21 protein-coding genes and 1 other annotated feature are annotated in these 17,995 nt (G+C 33.7%); of the genes, 18 read left to right on the top strand and 3 right to left on the bottom strand.

Annotated features, from left to right (window positions below; translation table 11 throughout):
* Nucleotides 1-66 precede the first annotated feature (66 nt).
* Nucleotides 67-1,179, top strand: a complete 1,113-nt coding sequence (locus HVS_RS08745; protein ID WP_101301330.1) for a GGDEF domain-containing protein — start codon at nucleotides 67-69, stop codon at nucleotides 1,177-1,179.
* Between the two features lie 113 nt (nucleotides 1,180-1,292).
* Here HVS_RS08745 and aroF read toward each other — a convergent pair whose 3' ends face one another.
* Nucleotides 1,293-2,306, bottom strand: a complete 1,014-nt coding sequence (gene aroF / locus HVS_RS08740; RefSeq protein ID WP_101301325.1) for a 3-deoxy-7-phosphoheptulonate synthase — start codon at nucleotides 2,304-2,306, stop codon at nucleotides 1,293-1,295.
* Nucleotides 2,307-2,379: 73 nt separating this feature from the next.
* Nucleotides 2,380-2,659 (bottom strand) — a binding site (T-box leader).
* A 137-nt stretch (nucleotides 2,660-2,796) separates the two neighbouring features.
* Nucleotides 2,797-3,930 (bottom strand): rod shape-determining protein RodA, encoded by a 1,134-nt coding sequence (rodA, locus tag HVS_RS08735; RefSeq protein WP_101301317.1) that lies wholly within the window; start codon nucleotides 3,928-3,930, stop codon nucleotides 2,797-2,799.
* 263 nt (nucleotides 3,931-4,193) lie between these two features.
* Between rodA and HVS_RS08730 the strand changes: the two genes are divergently transcribed.
* On the top strand, nucleotides 4,194-4,658 hold the full coding sequence (locus HVS_RS08730) for a chemotaxis protein CheW (RefSeq protein WP_235827773.1): 465 nt from the start codon (nucleotides 4,194-4,196) through the stop codon (nucleotides 4,656-4,658).
* A 108-nt stretch (nucleotides 4,659-4,766) separates the two neighbouring features.
* Nucleotides 4,767-5,861 (top strand): redox-regulated ATPase YchF, encoded by a 1,095-nt coding sequence (ychF, locus tag HVS_RS08725; RefSeq protein WP_101301313.1) that lies wholly within the window; start codon nucleotides 4,767-4,769, stop codon nucleotides 5,859-5,861.
* Between the two features lie 61 nt (nucleotides 5,862-5,922).
* Here the strand turns inward: ychF and HVS_RS08720 are convergent, their stop codons facing one another.
* Nucleotides 5,923-7,230, bottom strand: coding sequence for an ArnT family glycosyltransferase (locus tag HVS_RS08720; RefSeq protein WP_101301311.1), 1,308 nt, complete (start codon nucleotides 7,228-7,230; stop codon nucleotides 5,923-5,925).
* A 180-nt stretch (nucleotides 7,231-7,410) separates the two neighbouring features.
* Here HVS_RS08720 and HVS_RS08715 point away from each other — a divergent pair, with 180 nt between their 5' ends.
* From HVS_RS08715 to HVS_RS08645, 15 genes are all read left to right on the top strand, one after another.
* Complete coding sequence (locus tag HVS_RS08715) at nucleotides 7,411-8,223, top strand: prepilin peptidase (RefSeq protein WP_101301308.1); 813 nt, start codon at nucleotides 7,411-7,413, stop codon at nucleotides 8,221-8,223.
* A gap of 64 nt (nucleotides 8,224-8,287) precedes the next feature.
* Nucleotides 8,288-8,554 carry a late competence development ComFB family protein gene (locus HVS_RS08710; RefSeq protein ID WP_101301306.1) on the top strand — a complete coding sequence of 89 codons (267 nt, stop codon included), beginning with the start codon at nucleotides 8,288-8,290 and terminating at the stop codon, nucleotides 8,552-8,554.
* 88 nt (nucleotides 8,555-8,642) lie between these two features.
* Nucleotides 8,643-9,500: a TIM barrel protein gene (locus HVS_RS08705; protein ID WP_235827667.1), complete on the top strand. Its 858-nt coding sequence runs from the start codon at nucleotides 8,643-8,645 to the stop codon at nucleotides 9,498-9,500.
* Between the two features lies 1 nt (nucleotide 9,501).
* Entirely contained in the window at nucleotides 9,502-9,930 is a 429-nt protein-coding gene (gene aroQ, locus HVS_RS08700) for a type II 3-dehydroquinate dehydratase (RefSeq protein ID WP_101301304.1), read from the top strand.
* A 31-nt stretch (nucleotides 9,931-9,961) separates the two neighbouring features.
* Nucleotides 9,962-11,032 carry a M24 family metallopeptidase gene (locus tag HVS_RS08695; RefSeq protein ID WP_101301302.1) on the top strand — a complete coding sequence of 357 codons (1,071 nt, stop codon included), beginning with the start codon at nucleotides 9,962-9,964 and terminating at the stop codon, nucleotides 11,030-11,032.
* 184 nt (nucleotides 11,033-11,216) lie between these two features.
* Nucleotides 11,217-11,774, top strand: coding sequence for an elongation factor P (efp, locus tag HVS_RS08690; protein ID WP_101301300.1), 558 nt, complete (start codon nucleotides 11,217-11,219; stop codon nucleotides 11,772-11,774).
* 46 nt (nucleotides 11,775-11,820) lie between these two features.
* On the top strand, nucleotides 11,821-12,228 hold the full coding sequence (locus HVS_RS08685; protein ID WP_101301297.1) for a CD1247 N-terminal domain-containing protein: 408 nt from the start codon (nucleotides 11,821-11,823) through the stop codon (nucleotides 12,226-12,228).
* Nucleotides 12,229-12,405: 177 nt separating this feature from the next.
* Nucleotides 12,406-13,428, top strand: coding sequence for a stage III sporulation protein AA (gene spoIIIAA, locus HVS_RS08680; protein WP_101301295.1), 1,023 nt, complete (start codon nucleotides 12,406-12,408; stop codon nucleotides 13,426-13,428).
* Entirely contained in the window at nucleotides 13,418-13,939 is a 522-nt protein-coding gene (gene spoIIIAB, locus HVS_RS08675; RefSeq protein ID WP_101301291.1) for a stage III sporulation protein SpoIIIAB, read from the top strand. Before spoIIIAA ends, spoIIIAB begins: the two co-directional genes overlap by 11 nt.
* An 87-nt stretch (nucleotides 13,940-14,026) precedes the next feature.
* The gene (gene spoIIIAC, locus HVS_RS08670; protein WP_101301289.1) at nucleotides 14,027-14,221 is read left to right on the top strand and encodes a stage III sporulation protein AC; all 195 of its coding nucleotides are present in this window, start codon (nucleotides 14,027-14,029) and stop codon (nucleotides 14,219-14,221) included.
* 31 nt (nucleotides 14,222-14,252) lie between these two features.
* The gene (spoIIIAD, locus tag HVS_RS08665) at nucleotides 14,253-14,639 is read left to right on the top strand and encodes a stage III sporulation protein AD (protein ID WP_101301286.1); all 387 of its coding nucleotides are present in this window, start codon (nucleotides 14,253-14,255) and stop codon (nucleotides 14,637-14,639) included.
* 32 nt (nucleotides 14,640-14,671) lie between these two features.
* Complete coding sequence (gene spoIIIAE / locus HVS_RS08660; protein WP_235827666.1) at nucleotides 14,672-15,868, top strand: stage III sporulation protein AE; 1,197 nt, start codon at nucleotides 14,672-14,674, stop codon at nucleotides 15,866-15,868.
* Between the two features lie 24 nt (nucleotides 15,869-15,892).
* On the top strand, nucleotides 15,893-16,522 hold the full coding sequence (gene spoIIIAF / locus HVS_RS08655; protein WP_101301284.1) for a stage III sporulation protein AF: 630 nt from the start codon (nucleotides 15,893-15,895) through the stop codon (nucleotides 16,520-16,522).
* 14 nt (nucleotides 16,523-16,536) lie between these two features.
* Entirely contained in the window at nucleotides 16,537-17,145 is a 609-nt protein-coding gene (locus HVS_RS08650; RefSeq protein WP_101301282.1) for a stage III sporulation protein AG, read from the top strand.
* 169 nt (nucleotides 17,146-17,314) lie between these two features.
* A complete protein-coding gene (locus tag HVS_RS08645) occupies nucleotides 17,315-17,968 on the top strand; it encodes a SpoIIIAH-like family protein (RefSeq protein WP_101301280.1) in 654 nt (217 codons plus the stop codon).
* Nucleotides 17,969-17,995 lie beyond the last annotated feature (27 nt).

Here is a 17,995-nt window from a genome sequence, read left to right as displayed (position 1 = left end):
ATCTCTTTTAGAAATATTATCTATTAATTAAAAAAACAAAAATGTTTGGGGGAAAAATAAGACAAAATGGATATAATTAATGATTCAGTCATAGAGAAAAAACTAAAAAGTATAGAGCCAAAGAAAGGTTATGTTTTTGTCAGATGGGGTTTATTGCTTTTAATAATTCCGATTTTCCTGATTGTATCAGATAAACCTTTTTTATATGTAAGGTTTTGGTTTGTTTTTGCCTTTGCATCTGTATATAATGTTGTTTTTTCCATTTTATATTTAAAAAGCAAACTGGCAGGTAAAAATTTTGGGTTTATATTTTATGCAGATATATTGTTAGTTAGTATTTTCTCATACTTTTTAGGTGGTTTGCAGTCAGACATATATGTTCTCTTATTTTTCATCATTGCCTACTATGGAACTAGCAGGGATGTTTCTTCTATAACAAAAATAAGTATATTTACCATAATAACCTATTGTGTTTTAAGTCTTTTATCTGAAGGGGGTAATTTAGCCGGTTTTAATTTTTTAAAGCTTGCCATAAGGGGAATGTTCATCATCTTTACAGCTTACGGCATATCCAGTATTATTATTCAGGTCAAAATATATGATGAGATGCATAAAAGGGAGTTTAAACGTGCCAGGACAGATAAGCTTACCGGTCTTGCCAACAGGCATTATTTTGACCAAAAATTAGAGGAAGAAGCGTTATATGCAGAGTATTCCGGAAAACCTCTAAATGTTTTGATGTTTGATATTGATAATTTTAAAGTGTATAACGACAGTTACGGACATATTGAAGGGGATAAACTGCTCTCCCTTTTTGGAAATATTATACTTCAAAGCATAAGAAAAACCGATATACCTGTAAGGTACGGGGGAGAAGAGTTTATAATATTAATAAGGGATCTTGATCTTGAAATGGCGAAAAATGTTGGCGACAGAATAAGAAACCAGTTAGAAAAAGAAAATATGAGTTTAGAAAACAAGAAAGACAGCGTAAAAGTCACTGTAAGCTGTGGTATAGCACAATTTCCAAAGCACTCTGACAATATTAAAAAAGTGGTGGAATATGCAGATAAGGCACTTTATCACGCAAAAAGAACAGGGAAAAACAAAGTTGTGTGCTATGATGAAGTGCTGCAGCTAGAACATGAGTTAGAAGTAAATAAAGCTAAAACCAGTTAAATAAAGTTATATAAATAAAAGCTTTTAAATAAGTTTTTTAAAAACCACGGGACAATGCCCGTGGTTTTAAATTTGGATTATTCAAAGTACTTAAATTTGGATTATTCAAAGTACTATAATGTTCTTCCGACTGCTTCGGCAACTTTCCTAAGCTCCTCCATAACTTGGGAAAACTTAGAAGGTTTTAATGATTGGGGTCCATCGCACAGTGCGCAGTTAGGGTCTGAATGAACTTCAATTATAAGCCCGTCTGCACCGGTGGCAACAGCTCCCTTAGACAGGGCACTTACATACTTCCATGTTCCTGTTGCATGGCTGGGGTCTACAATTACAGGCAGATGTGAAAATTCTTTTACAACAGGTATGGCACTTAAATCAATGGTATTTCTTGTAGCGGTTTCAAAAGTTCTTATACCCCGCTCGCATAAAATTACATTTTGGTTTCCTTCTGAGATGATGTATTCAGCTGCCATAAGCCATTCTTCAATTGTTGCAGACAGACCTCTTTTTAAAAGTACAGGTTTTTTATAAAGTCCCACTTCTTTTAAGAGTCTAAAGTTTTGCATATTTCTTGCACCAATCTGAATGATGTCTGTGTAGGAGGCTACCAGCTCAACATCCCTAGTATCCACCACCTCAGTTACAAGTTTTAAACCGGTGATTTCTCTGGCTTCTGCCATTATTTTAAGTCCGTCTTCTTCTAACCCCTGGAAGGAATAAGGGGAGGTTCTGGGCTTAAATGCGCCGCCACGTAGGATATCTGCACCGGCTTCCTTTACTTTTTTGGCAGTGTCTATATAGATTTCTTTGTTTTCAATGGCACAAGGGCCTGCCATCACTACAATTTTATCCCCGCCAATTTCCACACCTCCAACATTGACAATGGTTGGGGTCTGTTTAAACTCCCGGCTTGTAAGCTTATACGGCTTCATAATAGGGACAATGCTTTCAACTCCAGGCATTGTGGATATTTCCTGTGTATTTAGAAGTCTTTTATCGCCTATGGCTCCTATTACTGTTTTAATATCCCCGAATATGGGGTGGGTTCTAAAACCAAGCTGCGACAATTTTCTTTCAACATTATTAATATCTTCCCTTGAAGCGCTTTGACTCATAACAATAATCATAATTATTACCTCCCTTATATGAAAGTCTTATTACTTTGCTTATAAAACTAAAAAACTCTTCATCCCTTTAGTCTTAAGGGACGAAGAGCTATAATCTCCACGCGGTACCACCCAAATTTGGCAAATGTGCCCACTCATTAAATGTACAGGAAATACTTCCGAAAGAAATACTTCCGATACACTCTTTCTGAGATAACGGTGAAAGTTCCGGTTAAGCCTACTTGAGCAATATTATTGCTTTTCAGCCAACAGCTCAAAGGGGAACTTCAATTATACTCCTTTTTTAGGCTTCCACCATCCCTAAATCGCTTTGAAAGTCCGTATAACCTACTTTCCCTTGTCATTGCTTTTTAAAAATATATACTTTAAAAAAATATATGGTATAATCCATATTATCACATACAAATGTAGTAGTCAATAATATTTTTTAAGCAAATTTTATAAGTCACCGACGGTATTTAAGAATCTTAAAAAACAACCCCTGATTATCCTAACCTGACGGTTCAAACATACCTCTTTCCCTGTGCATAGATATACTCATTACAACCCCAACTGCTATATAGTATGTTACCATTGCACTTCCCCCGGCGCTTACAAAGGGTAAGGGGACACCTGATACAGGCAGAAGGGCTATATTCATTCCTATATTTTGAATAAAATTAAATGCCAGCATGGCGGTAATTCCAATTGAAACATATGCCCCATATATATCTTTTGATTTCCATGATATATATATGCATCTGAATAAAATCAAAAGAATCAGAGATATAAGCAGTACAGAGCCTATAAATCCCAACTCTTCAGCTATAACGGTAAATATAAAATCTGACTCTTTAACAGGAACACCTTCTAAACTTTGTGACTGGGTACCGTTAAAAAGCCCTTGTCCCCAGATTTGACCTGAGCCAACAGTCATTTCTGCCCTGTTAACCTGGTAAGCTGCCCCTTGGGGGTCTAAGCTGGGGTCTAAAAAGGATAAAATTCTTATTTTGTGATAATCCTTTAAAACAAACTTCCATACAAGGGGAAGTGAGGCTATGGCAGCAGGAATACCTGCAAAAATATATTTATATGGTATTCCATGTACAAAAGTTATGACAAATAATATAAATAAATAAGTTAAAGCCATACCGCCGTCCGGCTGGCGGAAAATAAGAAGAACAGGAATAACGGTAAAAACAAATATTTTTATAATGGTTTTTTTATTAAATTCCTTTGAAAGCTTTTCAAAATGCTTTGAAATAAATAGTATATAAAATATTTTTGTCAATTCAGAAGGTTGAAAACTCATATTAATAACAGGAATTATAAGCCAACGCCTACTTCCTAAAATATCCGTACCAAACCTTAAAACTGCCACCAGCAGCAAAATACCAAATATATACAAAAGAGTGCTTAAACTTTTGAAGATGTTGTAATCTAAAAAGTTTAACACAACACAAATTCCAATACCTAAAATCATGCTGGCAATTTGCACCATTACCATTCTGCTTCCACTTGGATTTGTTGCTGTTGCACTGCATAGGACAATAATGCCAAATATGGATAACATAAACACAGAACAAAAAAGTATATAGTCAAATTTAAATTTCTTTTTTTTCTTTTTATCCGATAATGAGTACATGGCAACACCTTTTATTATTTTTTTAAAAAATCATTTATTTTTCAGTTTATCACAAAACATTCAAATAATCTACATGAAAGATTTTGGATTTATTAATTGAAATGGTATACTATTTTATGATATCATTATAATTAGAAACTTTTCAATGATAAATTCTTAAAAAAGAAAGGTATCTCTTGTATTTACAGTACCAGATTTAAAATTCAAAATGCCAAGTTTTACAGCAGTTATTCTAAAAACGAGGAGGTATTATTGTGAAAGAAATGCAGATTGTGGTATTCACATTAAACGGAGAGATTTGTGGAGTGGATGCATCTCAAGTTAAAGAAATTGTCAAATTTGAAGGACTTGCCAAAATGCCCAAGATGCCTAAATTCATTGAAGGAATAATAAATTTAAGGGGTATGGTTATACCCGTAGTAAACCTTAGTAAAAGATTTTCCTTAGGAGAACTTGAGGTTACAAAGAAAACAAAAATTATAATTATAGAGGCGGGGGAAAAGTTAATAGGATTTATTGTGGATGATGTAACTGAAATTTTAAAATTATCCTCTCAAAATATTGAAGCCACACCGGATATAATTCAAAAAAGCTACAATCATTATCTTGAATATGTAGGTAAAAAAGGCGAAAAGTTAATTTCTATTTTAAATCTAGCCAATATTCTGACTGATGCAGAATTAGATAAACTTGACAATGGAGAATTTGAAAGTTGTGAGAATTGTTAAAATGTTTTCTTGCATTGGCAGTTCATATAATATATAATTTATTTTGATTTTAACACAAAAGCTATAAACTCATTTTAAACTCATTAGAAAGAAAGGGAAGATTTTTAAATGAAGTTAGGAATAGTAGGACTGCCAAATGTAGGTAAAAGCACACTTTTTAATGCTCTCACAAAGGCCGGGGCGGAAGCAGCAAATTATCCTTTTTGCACCATAGAGCCTAATGTCGGGATAGTACCGGTTCCGGATGAGAGGCTTGATGTACTTGCAAAAATGTACAACCCTGAGAAGGTTACACCTACCACAATTGAATTTGTGGACATTGCAGGGCTGGTAAAGGGTGCAAGTAAAGGTGAAGGACTAGGTAATAAATTTTTATCCCATATAAGGGAAGTTGATGCCATAGTGCATGTGGTAAGGTGTTTTGAGGACAGTGATATAGTTCATGTTGATGGTTCAATAAGCCCTGTAAGAGATATTGAAACCATTGAGACTGAGCTTATATTAGCTGATTTGGAAGTTATGGAAAGAAGGGTTGAAAAAACCCGCAAAATGCTTAAATCCGGTGATAAAAAGTATAAAATTGAATTGGACGTTTATGAAAGGATATTAAAGACGTTGGAAGAAGGAAAAACCGTAAGATCAATGGATTTTGACCAAGATGAAAAGAAAATTGCTGATGAGCTTTTTTTAATTACATCAAAACCTGTATTATATGCAGCAAATGTGTCAGAGGAAGATATAAGCTCAGAAAAGGACAATGCTCTTTTAAAAGAATTGTCTGATTATTCCAATAAAGAAGGTTCAGAGGTAATGACGGTATGTGCAAAAATAGAAGAGGAAATTGCGCAGCTTGATGAAGGGGAGAGGGAAGAGTTTTTAAAAGGTTTAGGATTGTCAGAGTCAGGACTTAGTAAACTTATAAAGAAAAGTTACAGGCTTTTAGGACTTATAAGTTTTTTAACTGCAGGTCCTAAAGAAGTGCGGGCATGGACTATTTCTGAAGGTTTAAAAGCCCCTCAGGCAGCAGGTAAAATTCATTCGGATTTTGAAAGGGGTTTTATACGTGCCGAGGTGATTTCCTTTGAAGAACTTGTAGAGTGTGGAAGCTACAATGCAGCAAAGGAAAAAGGATTAGTCCGTTCTGAAGGAAAGGACTATGTTATAAAAGACGGGGATGTAGTTCTTTTTAGGTTTAATGTATAGTTACAAAAGTTATACATAAACAAAATGCAATATATAAAAAGGAGGGAGAATATCCCTCTTTTTATTTTATTTTTATTTTATTTTGAATCCTTGGTAAAATAAAATTTAATACTCTTACTATAACATATGCCACTCCCATACCGTATATGGGGTGCAAGGGGAATACATACCTGGAATTTCCCTCAAGTACAAACATCATGGCATTAAAGTACAGGAAAACCAGCAAAATAAATGTGTTAAAATCTACTTTTTTATGACGTATAAATCTAACGGCAGCATACAGAATATAGGCAAAAAGAACTAAATAATAGGGTCTGTATAAAAGTTTTTGAAGTTTTATAAATTTTGTATGAATTGGGTGCCACTCATTGATGCCGGTTTCTTCCTTTATGGTAAATGCCCACTTTATTTCTTCCGTTTGCCACCAGTATGAGTTTGCAAGCCTTAAAAATGCAAGTCTTAGAAATTCTTTTGGATTTTCCTTTATCCACTCTACAGCAAGCTCTTTTCCCAGCTTGTGTATAGCCATTTCATCAAACCATTCATCTGTCCTGTATTGTAAAAAGGGACTGTCGGGATACTTATAAGGGTCGCTCCAGCCGCCTATGGCATAATCATTGTTGTTTACGTATATTACATAGCCCCCGTTGGTGGAAAAGACAGGCTCCCCAAAAACTTTATAGTTTCTTATAATCCAAGGGGAAACTGCCAAAGCAAAAAATACACCAAATAAAAGTACGTATTTAAATTTTTCCTTTAAGAGCATATCTTTTTTTATAAATATAAAGAAAATGAATATTGCAGGAATAAACATTCCAATAGGTCTTATAAGTGTTAAATATCCTATAAGTAAACCCAGTAAAACAGGGTTGTTTTTTACAAAGAACAAATAAATTGAAAGCATAAGCACTGCTGAAAAAAGTATTTCAGAACCTAAAACACTGTTATAACAAATGGTAAGGGGTGATAGTGCAAAAATAAGCAGTGTAAAAAAAGCAACCTTTTCATTAAAAAATTTTAAAGCCAGTTTATATGTTAAAAACATAATTAAAGCTGAAAGTAAAACATTGAATAATTTTCCCACCAGAAAATTTATCCCGAAAAAATAATATAAAATGGCTAAAGTTCCCGGATAGCCAATGGGTCTGAAGGCAGTAGGCAATCCCGGATTTCCTGTGTAATAGGGGTATATGCCGTTTAAAAAGCCTTTACCTTGGGAAATTTCCACTGCTTTAACATGGTACCACATAAAATCAGTATAAGGATATGTATCCATTATCAGCACCCATATCAGTCTTAAAAGAACGCCAATGGTAAATAAAATTATGAAATTGTATTTTTTTATAAAATTCATAATTTTTGAATTCATATTATCTCCTTCTATAAAAGTTTAATTTTTAAATGGTTCACTGTACATTTTACTTATCATAAAAGTGGTATGTCAATAGGAATTTAATATAAAAGCCTTTTAATTTGTGATAAAATTATATATAATTGATATATATTTAAATATAGAAAATAAAAAATACTAAAGAAGAGGAAAAATAATATGGTGGAAATTTTTTATTATACATATGTTATTATTGTAGGACTTTTAATTGGTTCATTTCTAAATGTTTGCATATGCAGAATACCTAAAGGCGAGTCAATAGTAACACCTTCTTCCCACTGTGTAAAATGTGACCATAAATTAAAGTGGTTTGAACTAATCCCTGTTTTTAGTTATTTATTTTTAAAAGGTAAATGCAGAAAATGCGGCGAGAAAATTTCACTAAGATATGCTTTGGTTGAAATGCTTACAGCACTTATTTTTGTAATATTGTTTCATAAATACGGTATAGAAAAAATCGGGGATTTTATTGCTGCAGCTTTTTTCATGTCGGTTATGATTGTTGTGTTTTTCATTGATTTAGAGCATATGATAATCCCAAATGGTGTTGTTGTAACCGGTATAATTGGGGGTATGGCAGCAGGCATTTACAGTGCTTTTATAAATCCATTGGAGATTTATGGGGATGATAAGTGGTGGAATCCTTTCTTAGGTGCTGTTATTGGATTTGGAGTCCTCCTACTTATAGCCCTTTTAGGATATCTTGTATATCGTACTGAGGATGTAATGGGCGGAGGAGATATAAAGATATTTGCCCCCATCGGGCTGTTTTTAGGATGGAAAATGGCTCTTATGACATTTTTTATTTCTGTTATTCTTGCAGGAATTGTTAGTGTTATTCTGATACTTTTAAAAATAAAAGACAGAAAAAGTGGCATACCTTTTGGACCTTTTATTGTAGCAGGTACTTTTTTGACATACTTATTCGGCTGGGACTTACTTAACTGGTATATAGAGAGGGTTTTTGGTTAGTAAAACTTAGTGTATTGAATTTTGCCAATGTGAGAGGGTATTAAATAACGGAAGGGTGATATAAGTGCCGCAGTTAAAAAATTATATGGAAGATGTAGTTATATTGGTGATAAAAGATATTATTAAAGATATGGAGGTATGTACCTGTGAAAAATGTTCATTGGATATTGCAGCAATTGCCTTAAATACTTTACCTCCTAAGTATATAGTAAGTGAAAAAGGGGAATTATACTCTAGAATAGATGCATTAAGACAGCAATTTGAAGTGGATGTTATGACAGCGGTTACAAAAGCTGCCTCCATAGTAAAAAATAATCCAAGGCATGAATAACTTTTTTATTTTGTTTTAAAAACCCGTTTAATTAGCTATAATAGTGTTATACCTTGTTTGGTATAATACTTTTTTATGGGTGATTATATTGACAAGATTTGGACCGTCGGGAAATCCGGAAAGTTTTTACAATGCAGGATATAAATCTTCTGTCGATATGCCAAAATGGCTCAGCAACATGGGGCTTAGTGCATATGAATACCAGTGCAACAGGGGAGTCAGGATAGGGAAGGAATTGGCAGAAAGAATTGGTAAAGAAGCTTTGAAATATGATATTTTTCTCAGCATACATGCTCCTTATTATATAAATTTAGCAAGTCCTGAAAAAGAAAAGAGAAAAAAATCAATAAATTATATTATAGAAACTTTAAAAGCTGCAAAGTGGATGGGAGCAAAAAGAATTGTAGTGCATACCGGATCTTACAGTAAAGTTGATAAAAAATGGGCTTTAGATACAGTCAAAAAAGAACTTTCCCATGTGATAAAAGAGGCAGATGCTTCAGGGTATAGTGATATAACCATTTGCCCTGAGATATTGGGAAAAAACAATCAATTAGGTTCTTTAGAAGAGATACTGGATTTGTGCAGTATTGATGAAAGGCTTATTCCTACAGTTGATTTTGCCCACTTGCATGCACGGGGGCAGGGAAGCCTCAATTCCCCTGCTGAATTTGAAAAGGTGTGGTATATATTGGAAAACTCATTAGGAAGAGAAAGGGTAAAAAACATTCACTGTCATTTTAGCAGGGTTGAGTTTACAAAAGGGGGGGAAAAGAAACACTGGACTTTGAAGGATACAGAATTTGGACCTGAGTTTTCCCACCTTGCAGAAATTATTTTAAAAAAGAATATAGAGCCGGTTATAATATGTGAGTCCAGGGAAATGATGGCGGAAGATGCTTTGGAAATGAAGAAAATATACCAAAAGCTAAAGGGAGGAGTTTAAAATGAAAAAAATACTTCTTATAAATGGTCCCAATTTAAATTTATTAGGTACCAGAGAAAAGGACATTTACGGGACGGAAACCCTTGAAGATATAGCCAGAAAAGCAAATGCAGAGGCTTTAAAGCACAATATGGATTTAACCTTTATCCAGACAAATCATGAAGGGGAAATAATTGATAAGATACATGAAGCAAAGGGAAATATTGATGTTATAATAATAAATCCGGGAGCATATACCCACTACAGCATAGCCATAAGGGATGCCATAAAAGCTGTAGAAATACCCACTATAGAAATTCACCTGTCCAATATATATAACAGGGAAGAATTTCGAAAAGAATCAGTAATTGCCCCTGTTTGTGTAGGACAAATAAGCGGTTTTGGAAGCAACAGCTATATACTTGCAATAAATGCAGCAGCTTTAATTTAAGATAAAATTAATGCTCTAAGGAGATTTTAATATGACAGGAAAAAGACTTGAAAAATTAAGACAAAAACTAAAAGAAAAAGATTTGGATGGAATTTTAATTGTAAAAAGAGAAAATTATATGTATATTTCTGGTTTTACAGGCACATATGCCTACCTTGTAATTTCACAGGAGGATGCTGTTTTGCTGACTGATTTCAGATACAGCAAACAGGCAAAAGAAGAGGCGGAAATTTTTGAAGTTATAGAATATGAAGGAAGGCTTTTAAATGCATTAAATGACGTTATTGTGTCTAAAGGCATTAAAAGACTCGGGTTTGAAGAAAATGTGGTTACATATAAGACATATACCGAAATGAAAAAGCTTTTAAAAGTAGAAAAGCTAGTGCCTGTTGACGGAATGGTGGAAGATATAAGGGCGGTAAAAGATGATGAGGAAATAGAAATTATAAAAAAAGCAGTGGAAATTGCAGACCATGCCTTTTCACATATATTAAACTATATAAAGCCGGGGGTAAGTGAATATGAAATAGCCTTAGAGTTAGAGCACTATATGAAAAAGAAAGGGGCTAAGGGTACATCCTTTGAAACCATTGTGGCATCCGGTTACCGTTCTTTTTTTCCCCACGGTACGGCAAGCAGCAAAAAAATTGAAAATAATGAAGCGGTAACATTAGACTTTGGGGCTGTGTATAAAAACTACTGCTCTGACATGACCAGGACTGTATTTGTTGGAAAGCCAGATGATAAGCTCTTTAAAATATACGATATTGTACTAAAGGCACAAAAAAGTGCAATAGAGGCGGCAAAAAAAGGTTTTACAGGAAAGGAAATTGACTCTGTAGCAAGAAATATCATTGAGGAAAACGGATATGGAAAGAATTTCGGTCATGGTTTAGGTCACGGGGTAGGTCTTGAAGTTCATGAAAAGCCCACTTTATCCAAAAGAGGGGATGTGAAAATGGAAAACGGCATGGTTGTCACCATTGAGCCGGGGATTTATTTGGAGAATTTAGGAGGGGTAAGAATAGAAGATATAGTAGTCATAAATGATGATTTTCCTGTAGTTTTGACTAAGTCACCTAAAGAAATAATAGTGCTGTAGATTTTTAGTTTATTAAATATATGAAAATTTTTCTTGAATTATAGCTGATTTTAATTTAATATTAACTTATGAATTAATTAATAAAAAGAATTTTAAAAAGCAAATAATTAAATGTATATAAACATCTTTAACTGATGTTAACAATAGATGATTTGATAAGATGAAAATTTTGGAGGGATAAAAAATGATATCAGCCGGTGATTTTAGAAACGGAGTAACTTTTGAGATGGATGGCAGCATATACCAGGTAATTGAGTTTTTACATGTTAAGCCTGGGAAAGGTGCAGCTTTTGTGAGAACTAAGCTTAAAAATATAGTCACAGGAGCTACAATTGAAAAAACTTTTAACCCGACAGATAAGCTGCCTAAAGCTCATATTGAAAGAAAAGATATGCAGTATTTGTACAATGATGGAAGTCTTTACTATTTCATGGACTTGGAAAATTATGAACAAATACCACTTGGAAGTGATATAATAGGTGATTCATTTAAATTTATAAAAGAAAATGAAATTGTAAAACTTCTGTCTCATAAGGGCAATGTATTTGGAGTTGAGCCTCCTAACTTTGTTGAACTTGAGGTAACAGAGACTGAACCAGGGTTTAAAGGTGATACAGCCACAGGCGCAACTAAACCTGCAACAGTTGAAACAGGTGCAACAATAAAGGTACCTTTATTTATTGATATAGGAGATGTTATCAGGATTGATACCAGGACAGGAGAGTATATAGAAAGAGTATAGGGGTTATACTAATATTATATTTTGTATTAAAAACAGGAGGTATTTTATGGGATATGTAAAAGAGAGGGTTGCCTATCTTAAAGGGCTTGTTGCAGGTATGAATATTGATGAAGCAACAAATGAAGGTAAGCTTTTTAAAGAAATAATAGGGGTTTTAGACGATATTGCAGATTCGTTAACGGATATTGAAGAAACCCAGGAATACTTAGGAGAGCAGGTTGACAGCATTGATGAAGACCTTGGGGCATTAGAAAGCATGTTGTATGATGATTGTGATGATGACGGGGTAATTGCAGAAATTGAGTGCCCTCACTGTCATGACATCATTGAACTTACTGAAGATATGCTGGATGATGAAGCAGGTTCTTTTAAATGCACTTCCTGTGGAAAGGACATAATGGTTGAGTGGGACTGCAATTGTGATGAGTGCAGTGATGAAGGGGAAGAATCATAAGTACTTATTATTTTAAGAAGTTATAGCAATATAAATTTGTAATTTCCAAAAGTTTAGAACAAAAAAGCAGTATGTGTATCTTTTGATGCATGTACTGCTTTTTTTGTATTTATTTTTAGTCATAAATTTGGACAAAGGGAATACATATAAAACAGATAAAAAAAGGAGGGACAAAAAATGCTTACCAAAGACAAGCATATTGTTAAAATGGCGGATATACAGTCTTTTGAAAGGGAAATTTTAAAATTTTTATCCTACGGGTTAAAGGAAGTTCTAAAAAAAGTAAATCCCCTAGAACTTGTTAATTTAGAAGAGATAAGAATACGGGCTTTAAAGCCTGTTATGCTGCAAAACAGAAGGGGTAGGTTTTTTTTAAACTGTGACGGCAAATTGACAAATAATAAGTTTAATCTTTTTTATATGGATCAGGAACAAATTTTAAAAACTTTAACTCTAATAAGCGAAAATTCCATTTATGCATATCAGGATGAAATAAAAAACGGCTTTTTAACTTTAAAAGGGGGACACAGGGTTGGAATAGCAGGAAGGGTTGTTTTAGAGGGAGAAAGGATAAAAAACATAAAGGACATATCCAGTCTTAATATAAGAATCTCTAAGGAAATTACAGACTGTTCTTTAAAAATAATAAAATACATAATAAATGACAAAAATGAAGTTTACAATACCCTTATTATTTCACCTCCCGGATGTGGTAAAACAACCATGCTAAGGGATATAACAAGAAACTTAAGCGACGGGATTGAAAAATTAGGATTTAAAGGTGTAAAGGTGGGTCTTATTGATGAACGGTCTGAAATAGCCGCCTGCTACAGGGGGGTGCCTCAAAAAAAGGTGGGAGTTCAGACTGATGTATTGGATGCTTGCCCAAAACAATTAGGAATGACAATAATGCTAAGGTCTATGTCTCCGGATGTCATTGTGACTGATGAAATAGGGGGAAGGGGAGACAAAGATTCAATAATAGAAGTTTTAAATGCAGGGATAAAAATTATAACCACTGCCCATGGGTATAATATTTCCCAGCTAAAAACAAGAAAAGAAGTTTTAAGCCTTATGGAGGAAAAGGTTTTTGAAAGATTTATTGTGCTAAGCGGTGAGGAAGGTCCTGGCACTGTAGAAGAAATAGTTGACGGAAAAAGTATGGATGTTATTTACAGGAGGGGGAAAAGTGGCAGTTAAGCTTTTTGGATGTTTCATTGTATTTATGTCAAGCAGTTTATTAGGATATATTTATTCAAGAAAATGTGCTAAAAGGCCTGAAGAACTAAGAAGCCTACAGGGTATGCTTCAGATGTTTGAAAATGAAATCAGCTTTTTATCAAATAAACTAACAGATGCCTTTTATAAAATATACAGCCAAAGTGACAGTCCCGTTTCAAATTTCTTTAAACACGCAGCGGAAATTTTGCAAAAAAAACCTGAATTAAGCGCATACGAGGCATGGAAAAGAGCTGTAAAGCTAAATATAAATGACACTTCTTTAGACAAAGAAGATGAAAAGGTGATAGTATCCTTTGGCAAAATGCTTGGAAGCTCTGATTTAGAAGGGCAGATAAAAAACATAAGGCTTACTTTAAACCAGCTGAAGCTGCAAGAACAAAAGGCTGAAGAATTCAGAAAGAAAAATGAGGCCATGTACAGAAACTTAGGGATACTAGGGGGATTGGCAATTATAATTATACTGTTTTAAATTTTTTTTAGAATATTTTTGTACCAAACATGAATATACTTGTACAAATGGTAAGTGTAAAAAATACATAAGGGGAAAGAAGAGTATATGGATATAGATTTAATTTTTAGAATAGCAGCAATAGGAATTTTAGTTTCTGTTTTAAATGCAGTATTAACCAAGTCAGGCCGTGAGGAGCAGGCCATGATGACTACTTTGGCAGGGCTTATAGTGGTACTTATGATGATTGTTAAGGAAATTGCATATTTATTTGAAACTGTAAAAACCATATTCCAGTTTTAAAGAAGTTAATTTTAAAGAAGGTGGTGTTAATATGGAAATATTTCAAATAGTTATACTAGCTGTAGTAGCCACCTTAATAATTATGGTACTGAAGGTTCAAAGACCTGAAATTGCGCTGCAAATAAGCATCATCACAGGGGTAATTATTTTCTTTGTAGTTTTAGGAAAAACATCTGCTGTAATTGAGCTTCTAAAAACTTATGCAGACAAAGCAAATATAGATACAGTGTATTTTTCCACACTTCTAAAAATCATTGGCATTGCATACATTGCAGAATTCGGGTCAGAAATTTGCAAAGACGCCGGCGAAAGCGCCATTGCTTCAAAAGTTGAACTTGCAGGAAAGGTTATCATAATAGTGCTGGCTGTTCCTATTGTGACATCTTTGCTGGATCTGGTAATAGAAATTATGCCTTGAGTAAATCAAAAGTAAAAATGGGGAAAGTAATCATGAAAAACAAAAGATATTTAAAGCTAACAAAGAAAATACTTTGTCTCATTGTTGGTATATGTTGTATGAATTTCTGCCATATAAAAGCAGAAGAAGACATAAAGGAAAGAATTATTGAAAGCCAGACTAAAACAGAAGAAATTACAAAGATAAAAGAAAGCCTCAAAGAGTATGCCGGTGAAAATATTGATGAAATTATACCCGGATATGACCCGGAAAATATAATTTCTGATGTTTCTAAGGGGAATTTTAAGTTTGATTTTATGGGAATTATAAATGGCATATTGAGGTTTCTTTTTAAAGAAATATATTTAAATATATACATACTTGCAAGATTAATGGTATTGGTGGTTTTGTGTGCAATACTTAAAAATTTGCAAAGCTCATTTTTAAGTAAAAGCACAGGAGAGCTGGCTTTTTATACATGCTATATAGTTTTGGTATCAATACTTTTGGTTAGCTTTAATACAGCTGTAGAGGCAGGGATAGGAATAATAAATGCAATGGTAAACTTCATGCACCTTTCCCTGCCTGTTTTGGCAGCACTTCTTACGGCTTCCGGCAATGTTACCACAGGGGCAGGAATGCAGCCAATGCTTATTATGATGGTTCAGGTTTTTGCAGCTATAATAAAAAACATATTAATCCCAATTGTAATATTATCCACCATTGTATCGGTAATTGATAATATATCGGAAAAAATACAAATATCAAGGCTTTCTGGATTTTTGAAAAGCTTGGCAGGATGGCTTTTGGGACTTATACTGACTGTTTTTATAGCAATAGTTAGCCTTCAAGGTGTAATAGGGGCGGTGGCAGACGGTGTTGGAAGCAAAACTGCAAAATTTGCAATAGGTGTTTTTGTACCGGTGGCGGGAAAATACCTGGCAGATGCAGCAGATGCAGTTATGGGATGTACATTGCTTATAAAAAATGCAGTAGGGGTATCCATGCTTATAGGCATTGCTTCTATATGTATTTTGCCAATATTAAAAATAATTGCAGTTGTAGTTTTATATAAGCTGACGGTAATTTTATTAGAACCTGTGGCAGATGACCGGATTATAAAGTGCATAAACTCTATTTCAGATTCAATGTCTGTAATTTCTGGAATTATGGCATCAGTTGCATTTATGTTTTTAATTACAATTACAGCCCTTGTTGCAGCTGCAAATATAAGTGCAATGATAAGATAAAACAAAATTACGCGGGGGATAAAAATGGTTTTTTTAAAGAAATGGGTTTTAAACATTGTTTCATTGTCTCTTTTTGTGTTACTTATAGAAATACTCATTCCATCAGGAAGAATTAAGAAAGTGGTAAATATGGTTACAGGCTTTATATTGGTAATTGCCCTTATTAACCCTGTACTAAAGCTTCTAAAAATGGATATAGATTTGGAAGAATTTCAAATTGAATCGGGTAATTTTATAAATTCAAAAGAAATATCTATAAATAGTGATGTTTTAAAAGAAGAGCAGATAAAACTTATGACGGGGGTGTATAGGGAAAAAATAATTGACCAGTTGGAATATTTAGCAAAAAAAAACAATAAAGTAAAAGATGTAAAAGCTGATGTGATAATAAATGAAGATTACAATAGTGAAAATTACGGAGAGGTTGAGAGGGTATATTTGTATTTGGCCACGGATTATGAGGAAAACACCATAAAGCCCATATTAAGTATTAAAAAAATAAAAATCGGAAAGATCGGGGATTCAGAAGAAGAAAATCAGGAAGAAACTTCTTCAGATAAAATAGAAGCTGAAATTGAAGAAGAACTAAAAGAGAAAATCCATGAACTCTTTAAAATACAAAAAGAAAATATAATAATTTCTTCTTTAAAATGACAGGAGGTTAAAAAATGGATAAAGTACGCAAAATGATTAAAAAATTTATAGGCACATTTGGAAAAGATAACAAAAAACTAGGAGAAAATCTGGTAATAATGATAATTGTAGGTATGATAATTATTATAGCAGGGGGGAGTTTGTTTGGGGGAGATAAAAAAAAACAACCGGAAACGGAAGATACCAAACCTGAAAAATCAGAAGCTTTCGGATTCAATGATGGACTAGAGGAAAAGACTGAATTGGAAGTAAAGGTGGAAAAAATACTTTCCCAAATAAACGGCGCAGGGGAAGTAAAGGTGATGATAACCTATGAGTCAGGGACTGAAATTGTGCCTTTTACAGATGTAAAAAGAAGTGATGATGTTATTGATGAAAGAGATAGTGCGGGGGGAATTAGAAAGACAAATCAGACAAGTTATGAAAGCAGTATTGTATATGAGGAAGGGAACGGTGTAAAAAAGCCAATTATAGTTAAAGAGGTGTATCCTAAGGTAAAAGGGGTTGTTGTTGTTGCTGACGGCGGGGGGGATTTGACTGTAAGGGAAAACCTTTTAAGGGCTGTACAGGTTTTGTTGGATGTTCCCGTTCACAAAGTACAGGTTTATGAGAGGAAAAAATAATTTAAAGCTATTCCTAAAAAAAAGATATAAATTAAAGGGAAATATAATATATATGATAGTAAAAATAAAGACAATCCGGTTTTGAAGGGAGGGATTTTTAAAAGAAAATATTTATTTTTAAGAAATTTGATTTCACATAAAAAACACTGGGATTAAAGGGGGAACATCAATGATGGTATTAAAAAGAAAACAAGTGGTTGTATTGTCTTTAATTTTAATGATAATAGTGGCAGGTATTTTACAGTACACATACAACAAAAGCGGCTCATCTTCTGATGGGTTGGATGATATTTCAGCCGGCAACATTTATGAAAACATGGTACTTGATGAAGAGGGTGATGAAGATGTACGCCTTGGGGAAGCTGTGTATGTAGATAGTGAGTTAATGGATGATGATATTTTTGTTAAAAAAGAAGACGGGGAAGATAAAGATGAAGAGGGTGAAAAGGCTTTAGAGGCTTCTAAGGAAGCAAATGATTTTTTTGCTCAGGCAAAGATAAACAGGGAAGTAACCAGAAGCAGGGATCAGGATGTACTGAAAGAAATTACCCAGGATGCTACATCTAGTGAAGAACTTAAAAAAAGTGCACAGGAATTGATGATGCAGATAATAGAAAATTCAGAAAAGGAAATGAGAATTGAGACACTGATTAAGGAAAAGGGTTATAAAGACGTTGTTGTATTATTTGGCAGCGACGGTAGTGTGGATGTGGTGGTTAAAGCTCCAAGCCTTACTTCAGTGCAAGTTGCTCAGATAGCTGATATAGCCTCAAGGCATGCTGATGTGGATATAAAAGATGTTTATGTACGGCAAAAGTTTTAGTATAATATTGATATCACATTTTTGAAA

Origin of the sequence: Acetivibrio saccincola (assembly GCF_002844395.1) — a bacterium.
GTDB classification, from domain to species: domain Bacteria; phylum Bacillota; class Clostridia; order Acetivibrionales; family Acetivibrionaceae; genus Herbivorax; species Herbivorax saccincola.
The sequence above is the reverse complement of the archived record's forward strand: the minus strand, read 5'-3'. Positions and strand labels throughout refer to the sequence as shown.